The organism is Ruegeria sp. HKCCD7628 (genome assembly GCF_057221005.1).
Genome location: NZ_JBWVBA010000001.1, coordinates 1,273,448 through 1,282,937, shown reverse-complemented (window position 1 = coordinate 1,282,937; position 9,490 = coordinate 1,273,448). Strand labels below are relative to the sequence as shown.

The 9,490-nt window shown below is 52.6% G+C and carries 8 protein-coding genes; 4 read left to right on the top strand and 4 right to left on the bottom strand.

Annotation, left to right across the window (positions count from 1 at the left end; genetic code table 11):
• The first annotated feature begins 360 nt into the window (after nucleotides 1–360).
• Both AC2TAD_RS06365 and AC2TAD_RS06360 read left to right on the top strand, forming a co-directional pair.
• Nucleotides 361–738, top strand: coding sequence for a SnoaL-like domain-containing protein (locus AC2TAD_RS06365; protein WP_480866628.1), 378 nt, complete (start codon nucleotides 361–363; stop codon nucleotides 736–738).
• A gap of 88 nt (nucleotides 739–826) precedes the next feature.
• Nucleotides 827–1,672: a universal stress protein gene (locus AC2TAD_RS06360; RefSeq protein ID WP_480866626.1), complete on the top strand. Its 846-nt coding sequence runs from the start codon at nucleotides 827–829 to the stop codon at nucleotides 1,670–1,672.
• Nucleotides 1,673–1,745: 73 nt separating this feature from the next.
• Here the strand turns inward: AC2TAD_RS06360 and AC2TAD_RS06355 are convergent, their stop codons facing one another.
• Together AC2TAD_RS06355 and AC2TAD_RS06350 are read right to left on the bottom strand one after the other, a co-directional pair.
• Complete coding sequence (locus AC2TAD_RS06355) at nucleotides 1,746–2,291, bottom strand: flavodoxin domain-containing protein (RefSeq protein WP_170754762.1); 546 nt, start codon at nucleotides 2,289–2,291, stop codon at nucleotides 1,746–1,748.
• A gap of 338 nt (nucleotides 2,292–2,629) precedes the next feature.
• Entirely contained in the window at nucleotides 2,630–3,934 is a 1,305-nt protein-coding gene (locus AC2TAD_RS06350) for a ferredoxin reductase family protein (protein WP_480866624.1), read from the bottom strand.
• Nucleotides 3,935–4,214: 280 nt separating this feature from the next.
• On the opposite strand from AC2TAD_RS06350, the gene AC2TAD_RS06345 reads away from it, so the two are divergent.
• Both AC2TAD_RS06345 and AC2TAD_RS06340 read left to right on the top strand, forming a co-directional pair.
• Nucleotides 4,215–4,718, top strand: coding sequence for an Hsp20/alpha crystallin family protein (locus tag AC2TAD_RS06345; RefSeq protein ID WP_480866623.1), 504 nt, complete (start codon nucleotides 4,215–4,217; stop codon nucleotides 4,716–4,718).
• A gap of 220 nt (nucleotides 4,719–4,938) precedes the next feature.
• Nucleotides 4,939–6,531, top strand: coding sequence for a trypsin-like peptidase domain-containing protein (locus tag AC2TAD_RS06340; protein ID WP_480866621.1), 1,593 nt, complete (start codon nucleotides 4,939–4,941; stop codon nucleotides 6,529–6,531).
• On the opposite strand, the gene AC2TAD_RS06335 is transcribed toward AC2TAD_RS06340, so the two are convergent.
• Both AC2TAD_RS06335 and AC2TAD_RS06330 read right to left on the bottom strand, forming a co-directional pair.
• Complete coding sequence (locus AC2TAD_RS06335; RefSeq protein ID WP_480866620.1) at nucleotides 6,532–8,148, bottom strand: MFS transporter; 1,617 nt, start codon at nucleotides 8,146–8,148, stop codon at nucleotides 6,532–6,534.
• A gap of 43 nt (nucleotides 8,149–8,191) precedes the next feature.
• Entirely contained in the window at nucleotides 8,192–9,412 is a 1,221-nt protein-coding gene (locus AC2TAD_RS06330; RefSeq protein ID WP_480866619.1) for an APC family permease, read from the bottom strand.
• Nucleotides 9,413–9,490: the final 78 nt, after the last annotated feature.

Here is a 9,490-nt window from a genome sequence, read left to right as displayed (position 1 = left end):
GGCTCATAACCTGAAGGTCGCAGGTTCAAATCCTGCTCCCGCAACCAATCTCTAGCCAACAGAGTCTCGAACAAGCCGCCTCAGGGCGGCTTTGTTCGTTCTGGGCCAACCCAATCATCGCTGAAAGTGCCCCTTCCAGTTCGGTCTACACGCCATAGAAAAGGCGACACTAGCGCGCTGACCCTGTCCGCCTTTCTTGCAGATTGATGCGAATGTGGCGCGGTATTAAGTTTGTTAATTCTTGCTGAGCAGAGTTGAGCACGATTCGACCTCATTGCGTCTCCCGCTATGCTCATTGATCCTTGTCAAGATTTGAGCGGGCAAGAAGTGGTACAATCAATGATAACTCAGGGGGGATTCATGGAAGAGTTAGTTGAAATCGGTAGATCCTTCGTCCAGGCCATGCGTGAGCGCAGGGGCATTGGAAGTGTCGATGAAATGTATGCCGAAAACGCACAGTCGATAGAGGCAGTCGTGCCTCCGGCTCGACAATTCCGCGTTTCAAAGGGGCGAGAAGCCATCAAGGGAAAAAGAGAGGATTGGTTGGCATCGCACGAAATCCAGGAACTCGACGTGGATGGTCCCTACGTCCACCCACCCAACCGCTTTGGAGTGCGTTTCAGGGCTGAAGTGATTCAGAAATCTACGGGTGAGCGCATTTCGCTGCGCGAGATCGCTTTGTATTCGGTGGCAGACGGCAAGATTTTGCTGGAAGAGTTCTTCATGCTGCCGAAATAAATAGAGCGACTGACAACAAAATCTATTTGTTGGTTTAATCAGTGCGCACGGCGCTGGGGCGAAGTGAAATTCCGGACGGAGGTCGGGAATGCGACACAGAACAGTGGCATATTATGTAGGAGTTGATGCTGACGACGCGTCGATTTTGGAATGCGCTAAAACTGCCCGCATCCAAAACGGCCACTTGATTTGTGTATTGATTGCGGCTTTACCCAACCTGCCTTATCTAAACTATGGATCAAACAGGTTCGTTGAGGCGGGTCTCCCTTCAAACTGGTTGGATGTTCTAGACGAAAAAAATGCCGCCTTGAAGTCCCGCGCCACCGAAGTTGAAGCGCTTCTGGCCGCGCAGGGTGTATCGGCAAATGTAAACGCCTTTATTGGATCTGGAACTGACTTACAGCATCTTGTGGCAGGCCGAGCCAAATGCTGTGATATCGCCTTTCTTGACGCTGAGTTGCGAAAAGATCCCGATTTGTTTCATAAGGTCGCGTACGGAGTATTGTTCCATTCGCCAGTCGCCATGATGATAAATGGAGATCCGTTTGCCCAACGCGACTGCATTTTCTTAGCATGGAATGATAGCCTGCCTGCGTCTAGGGCTGCGCATTTAGCTTTACCTTTTTTTCTGGCGGCCAAGGAAGTTGTGGTTGGGTGTTTCGATTTGCGGTCGTCTGATGACGTAGAAGGCGAAGAACCCGGAACTGACGTTGCTGGATGGCTCCGTCATCACGGTTGCAAAGTGACCGTGTCGCAGTTTCCGTGTGGTGAGGCCTCGATCGAACGCTGCATTCAGGATAGCGCAACAGAATTGGGAGCCGATCTCGTTGTTATGGGCGCGTATGGGCATTCCCATCTGCGCGAGTCAGTCTTTGGGGGAACGACGCAAGCAATGTTGGAGCAGACAGGGTTGCCAGTGCTATTAGGACACTAATGAAGCGAACCGGCGACTGTGATTTTCTGGTAAATACGAGAGTAGCCAGCTGTTGTTAGGATATCGTTTGAGATTAATGCTGATTGGCCCGGCCGTTTCCACCAAGAAAATCTACCACAGTAGACGTTAATTCGTCCCAATCAGTAAACTCCCGTGCACCATCTCGTGGATCGATTTTTCGACCCAGCAAGACAACGTGCTTTAGGATCTCCCTCTCAAAATATCCGTAGCTTTCGGGCCTCACTGCGCCTGCGACCAACGCTGTTGCATCTGGTTCAAAACCTGTTCGCATTAGCATTTCGTTGAGATAGTCTTGCGCTTCTTCTCGACCTGACGCGAAAGCAGCTTTTAGACCGACGGAAAGCACGAGAGACTTTCGTTCCATTAGGGCATTTCTATTTGAAGCGACAAAAGCCTCGAATGACTCGGGATGCCTACGCTCGTGGACAGGGGCCAGAAGAACAACCTTGACCACATCGTCAAGTGATATGTGGCTGGACATTTCATCGGTATTGATAAGCTTTGCGTTGAATCCGGCATTCTTCGCGACACTGCTGATGAAGCGCGCAATCTTTGCTGTCTGGCCTTCGACTGTAGCGAAGGCGATGAGTACGATCATTCCGATCCTCCCATAAATCGGTCTGAATAGATTGCTGATTATGAATAAGTGGCTTGGTTTGCCCTTGATCTCCATCAAAGGCGTTACTTGGGAGCGTATCGCGAGAGTTGTGGTTCGCTTTTGCTGTCCACGCAAAGCATGTTTTTAAGGAAGATCGCAACGACCTACATCTCGAAGCAAGTCGGCTTTTCTGGGCTGACAATTTTTGAAGCTGGCTATGGCCCGATGGTTTGTTTTGCTACCTTAAGGAAAAGGCCAAAACAGCGACGAGGATTACAAAACTGATGCACCACACCGTGACCTTCACTTGTTGGCTTGCGGGCAGATTTCTGAGCAGTCTAGTCATAGTCAAACCTTTCAGACAAAATCCGGTGTGACGCGGTGCCCCGAGCGATCAGATGATCTTCGACGGCGTCCATCATGGCCGGGGGGCCGCAGAGAACAAAAAGCCAGCTCTCAAATTGTTCAGATGACAAATTGCGGTCCAACAGGGGACCGTCGATCAAACCAGTTTCGCCGCGCCAATCCTTGGGCGGTTCGGATAGAACAAATACTGTTTCTTCTTTGGACAACTCCCGAGGATAAACAATCTGCTCCTCCACCCGGTTGCCATAGATAAGCTTGAGATCGCGTTGTGTTCCGCTCAACCTTACTTGACGCGTAATGCTCAACATCGGCGCGATACCCACACCTCCTGCGATCAGAACAATGCCTTTCTCAGGACGGTGGCTGATCGACAAATTTCCGTGTGGGGCATCCAGATAGACCGGGGTTTGCGGAGCGATCTGTCCGAGACCGCATGTGAAATCCCCAAGTTCCTTTATCACAAAGGACACTTCGGGGCCTTCGGCTGGTGCCGAACTAATCGAGAATGGGTTCTCGTGCAGCGAGAAAGCACTGTGGCCGACATTTAGCCAAGCAAACTGCCCTGCTTCGAAAGTTAGTCCGGTGTGACCATCGGGCTTGAGCCGCAACTCCCATTGCTTTGGTGTTAGTCGACATAGAGAAGCAACGCGCCACGGCCTTTTCCTCTGACGCAAAGGGCAAACGAGATAGACATACAGTAAAGTCCCTACTGCAATAGTGGTCAGGGCAAGCCAGAGAAACGTCATTAGCGGATGTCCGCCGTAGCGCCCGGCATAGACTGTGTGGTGCAACAGCAGGCAGGCAATCACCAAGGCTCCCAGCCCGTGCAATAGGCGCCATGTCTCGTACTTGTAATCAAGGGATTTACGGGCAATTGCCGAGGCAACCAGAATGAACAGTAAAAAATATGCGCCGATGCCCGATACTAGCGTAGAAAAGTCGGTCGAAATCGTAAGTTGGTTTGTTTCATCCCACGGGCGGCGTCCGCCAGATGGCGTACCCTGGTACAGCAGCGGGTGTATTAGCGCAAAGCCAAGCGCTGTACGCGCCATCATCTGATGCACCCGCATAGTCACATCCATACCCAGACCGGAAGAGATGAATCTGAACCGCCCAGACAGCAAGAACTCAACTAGTATTATTGAAAAAGCAAGCATTCCAAGCCCGGACGCGAGCTCTTGATGAAATGATCGTGGTTGCCATCCCAGAGACCAAGAAAAACCCAAGGGGGCCAAGATCAGCAAAACGTAGATCAGCGCCAGATAAGGCCATTTCATACGGCTTTGCTCCAAATTTCTAAAGGTAGGCAACCCGGGCTCATTCAGAATAAACGCTAAGCTGACATGGGACTCCGATCAAGACTGCTGAGATTGGTCTGAATTGCAGCATGACAGGGCAAGAGTGTTTGCCGACGGTTCCCATTTCTGTTCGTCCGGTCGGTACGTGCGATCTGGCTGAAGCTGAGGCTGCATGCTTGCGCAAGATCAAGGTCATTGACCGCGTTTCCTGTCATAATGTTGCGCGCGCGAAATCCGACCAAAGGAGGAGGCTCAAAAAATGCTAGAAGACAAAAAGTCCCCGCAACTTTTCACTGGAACGCATCCGCTCTCCGACAATTTTCGACGTGAAATGGAAACCCTGATGTCGCGGTTTTTTGGGGGAGGATCACCTTTCCTACCTATGGAAACGGCTGCGCAACGCACGGGTTTTCCGTCTCTTGATATGACAGGCGCGATTTCTCCGGCAATCGATGTCCAAGAGACGGATTCTGCGATAGTCCTTACGGCTGAATTGCCGGGGCTCGAAGAGGATGATGTAGAAATTGAAATCAAGGATCGCAGGCTAATCCTGCGCGGTCAGAAGAAGATTGCGCATGACGAAACGGGCGATCTGCGTGTCAGCGAAAGAAGCTATGGCAGCTTTTCCAGAGCCATGTCGCTGCCAGATACTGTGGAAGTCGACAAGGTTTCAGCAACATTCGACAAGGGCGTTTTGCGTATTCAAATGCCGAAGACTGAACCTCAGGATCCAAGCCGTAAGATCAAGGTATCGTCGAAATAGACAGACTGTTGGCGCGATACGGTGCTTGCAAATGCCAAAGCAGAGGGCCGATCATGGATCGGCCTTCTTCGAACTGCGGTCTGATAGTTGTTTTTGGTTGAATCCGGGTAGGCATCGCAGGTGCTTGTTTAAATCTGCTTTTTTGTACATTCGCGTCAAACCATGGGTTTGGTGTTGCGGCGTGATAGAATGCCCTCACGCGTTTGGATAGGGGGCCACAATGCGCAAACCAGAAGTGAGCGACATGACACCCTCAGTGAATGGTGGTGAAGGTGAGGTGCGGGCCTTTTTGGAGAGCCTTACAGGTCCATCGCGCGGAAACGTGAACTGGCTTGTCGACAATGCCCTGACTGTCTCTGTTGGTGATGGCAGGGTGTTAAGCATTCGACCTAAAGATGACCTGCCTCCCCATGACAACGATATTGCCACACTACAGTGGGCTGACGACGGTTACACAATAGCCGCATCGGTTGGGCGCAATGTATGGGTAAACGGGCAAAAAGCCTCTGCGGCGTCTCTTAGGCATGGTGACATGATCGAGTTCGGCGAAAAGGGCCCCATGTCTCGATACAGGTTGTGCGATCACTCATTTCCCGCACACCACACAGTCGAAGATATCCTCAGCGACGCATATGCTTACACCCGAACGAGCCGTCGACCCTTCGCCAAAAAGATGTCTGGTGCCTTGCGCGATAGTGGGCGGCGGCTTGCCTCTCAAACCACGATACTGTTCAGGATCACGGTTCTTGCAACGCTTCTTGTGATCGCGGGGTTTGGGTACCTGCTTTACCAAAACGACCGGCGCTTGGCGGATAGTATCGAACAGGAGTCCCGCAAGATCGAAGCGGTCGCGGTTATGCTTGCCCAGACGCGAGAAGATGCACTTACGCCTGATGACTTGGTTTCGTTGCGTGACGCTTTTGAGAACCAGGTTCTGTCGACCGAGCGGCGTCTTGGAACCTTGGAGCAACGCGCGGGGGCACCCACGCGAGTGATAGCTGCCTCCACTCGATCTGTCGCTTTCCTTCAGGGAGCTTATGGATTGCGCCACGTGGAAAGCGGGAAGATACTACGGCACGTTTTGGGACCGAACGGAGAAAACCTGAAAACCCCGTTTGGTCAGCCTTGGATCGAACCGGACGGGACCGGCGAACCCGCAGAGTTTCAATTCACCGGAACGGGGTTTTTGATCGCTGGGGTCCCGTTGATGGCGACCAACCGCCATGTCGCTTTGCCCTGGACCTCGGGGAACCGAGAAAAAGCGCTGAGCGACGCTGGTCTTGAGCCAGAGATGTTGAAGCTGCTGGCCTATTTGCCTGATCAGACGGAACCAATAGAGGCGCGGCTGCTTCGGTTCAGCGAAGCGGCAGACTTGGCGATTTTGGAAGTTGAGCCAAGCCGCGTTCAGGACCTTGGAATTCCTTTGGCGGATACCAAGTCGCGCGTAGGTGAAGAGCTTTATCTGTTGGGATACCCAACGGGTTTGAAAGCATTGATCGCGCAGGCTGGTCCGGGCTTTTTAAAGGGATTGGAGGCTGACGGAACGTTGAACTTTTGGTCGATAGCGTCCCGGCTTTCCACACAAAGCAAGATTCATCCGCTAGCAAGCCGGGGGATCGTTGCGCGGACAAGTGAGAGCGCCATCGTTTATGACGCTGAGACCACGACCGGTGGGAGCGGAGGACCAGTATTGAATCGGCGTGGTCAGGTCGTTGCCATCAATGCTGCGATCCTGCCCGAGTTCGGTGGTTCAAACATCGGCGTCCCGGTCTCACATCTCAGAGTTCTGCTGGGAGAGGTGGAAAGCCAGTAATCATTCGCTCGTTCGGAAGCGTGAGTTTTGTACGAAGAATACAGTAGCGAGTGGAACGATCACTGAGATCATGGCCACGCAGATCAGCAGGTATCCAAGTTGACTGTAGTCTGCGGTCGACGTGACCGCACCGGTTTCTGGATTTGTGACAGCGCGAGTCACAACGAATGTTTGGTTGAGGTATTTGGTGCTGAGGCTGCTGGCCGACAATGCCATGTTGGTAAACGATGCCATCACCGCAAAGAAGGTCGCTTTCAACTGAACAGGGGCATTGCGTGCAATCCAAGCCAACATCGGGACCATGGCAATCTGCCCAAGCGGCGATTCAACAGCTGTATCAAGAATGGCAATGAACCTTGCATCGACAACTCCGCCGGTACGCGCTGCCGTCCATTCATGCACGCCGTAATATAAGGCGAGGTTGGGCATGGCGAGAACGCCCGCGGCGATCGTTAACAATACCACCACATGCGCAATAGAGCGATTGGCCATAAATGGCCGGAGAACGATTAACCCCAACAACGCCAGCAGCGAAGTTAATAGTGCCAGGATTGCCAGGAACTGTTCATCGAACCCAAGTTCATCGATTTCAAACCAAGTCAGGCCTGGCCCCGGCAGAGGAACGGCACGGAATACAAAAATGATTGTCGCTGTCCCGATCAAGGCCATGGCTTGGGCCGGTTCCAGCTCTTTCAGCAGACGCGACATGAGGTACAGGATCACCGTTAGAGAAACCGCAAAGACTGTTTCTTGCGCAAACTCGAAATCGGCGGTTCCCAACACGATGCTAAGCACAACGAATGCCAGGCCGCCCAGTAATATGGACCATTTGACTTCGGTGACTTCATCCGGTGTGTGAGACGAGTGGCCGCGCTTGATAAGTTGACGCTGGAAAAAGCTGTGAAGAACCACTCCACTGACGGACAACACCGGGATGGCCAGAGCTATCAGGTACACTTGGCCATAAAGCGCAAGACGTTCCGATTTTTGCAGATCTTCAGTTCCAGAGAAAATCCAGATGTTCACAGCCGCAACCGCCGCAAACCCGGAAATGATCGAAACTCTGCCCAAGGTTTGCATTGTCGTGTGCTGTGCACGGGTTTCTTCAGGCGTAAACGGAAGGCCGTGCTGGTTAACCCTGGGGACCGCTTCGACCGTCATGGCGTCCGCAACAACGTCTTGAATGGCATAGCCTGAAGGCGCCAGCAGCAGGGCTAGGACATACCAGTCTTCCAGTGGCATGAAATTGGACATCACGGCAGGCGCGGTCACGAGACCGTACATTGTGAGCAAAGACAACGTGATCAGGGATGCGCCAAACAGGATCAGCAGGGACTTCCAGCGCCAAAACAGGTCCACGACATGACCAAGCGGCATTTTGAGTATCCACGGGATACCAGCCCAAAACGCGAGTCCTGCAACGAAAGAGGCGGATAAATCGAGATAGTCTTTTAGGAAAAAAGCGCCGACGACCGAGGTCAGGCCGGACACGCCGGCCGCGAAATAGACCATCAATGGCGGCAAATAGGACCATCGCAGCTGCTGAATCAGATCCACAAATGTTCTATGCCACCAGCCTGAGAGTTTTGATCCTATGGAAGTTTGGTCAGTCGTCATATGCTGTGGTAGCTCTTGGAAGCCTTTGGGTCGTTGTATTTAGTTAGAGAAATCCAGATCCGAAAAGCAATGCACTGGTGATCACCCCAAGGATCGGTACCACAAAAGGAACGCGGAAGTGCTTGGTGGCCTCATCCGGCTGCATCTTCAACAGGATCAGCGAAATGTTGACGAGCACAAAGACGCCCAGAACGATCTGGGATGTGCGCTCTGCCAAAGTACCAATCGGTATAGTTTGGGTCAGCAGAACGATGATCACCACGACCAGCAAAGTAGCAACTACTGGTGTCTGCGTTGCTTTCGGGACAATCGCCAGAACCTTCGGCAGATGGTCACGGTCAGCTAGTCCATAGATCACCCGCGAGGCCATAATCATCTGGATCAGTACTCCATTGACCGTCGCTACAATCGCGACCGCGGAAAAGCCCTGTTTAATCATCTCAGGGGCGTTTGAAAACACAAGCGCGAGGGGTGCTGCGGACGTCGAAAGAACATCAATCGGAACAACAAGTAGGACCGTCATTGAAGTTCCCAGATACAACACGGTTGCCAGAACGAGCGTTAGCAAAATCGCTTTTGGGATGGTGTGCACTGGGTCTTTCACCTCTTCCGCGACATTGGCCATGTCCTCGAAGCCAACAAATGCAAAGAAGGCGAGAAGTGATGCCGCGAAAATGCCTCTCCAAGCGTCGAGTTCCAGCGGCGGAAGCATCGAACTGATCTCGTATCCCTGCGGATCCTGGATCGACATGCCCCAGCCAATCACAAAGAGAAGACCTGCGATCTCGATGATCGTGATGACAGCCGCAACAAAGACCGACTCAGTGATCCCCCAAAGCGCGATTAGACCCATGATCAAAACGACGCTGATGGTCAAAACAGGGATCGCAAAACCGGTCAAAGCATGAAGGTATGATGCTGCGCCAATTGCAACGGCTGAGGCGGAGATAACGCCCGAGGCTGCCACCGCAAGCCCAACGAAAACCGCCATCCATCTTTTCTGAAATCCCGCTTCAACATAGGCCGCTTCACCTGCGCTCACAGGAAATCGAGTTGCGAGTTCTGCATAGGAAAGCGCGGTGAGTGATACGACGAGGGCGGCTACAACAAACGACAACGCCGCAAAAGGTCCGGCAATGTCTGCTGTTGCACCGACCAAAACGTAAATGCCCGCGCCGACCGTTACCCCAAGGCCATAAAGCGTGAGCAATGGGGTAGTAAGGGCTCGTCTGAGTTTCTGTTCATTTGGATCAACAGAGTTCATAAGTGATTTCCGCCAACTGCCCATTCCGAACGTCGTCAGTAGCGTCCTTCTCTTTTTGTCTCGATTGGCGCAGCGGCT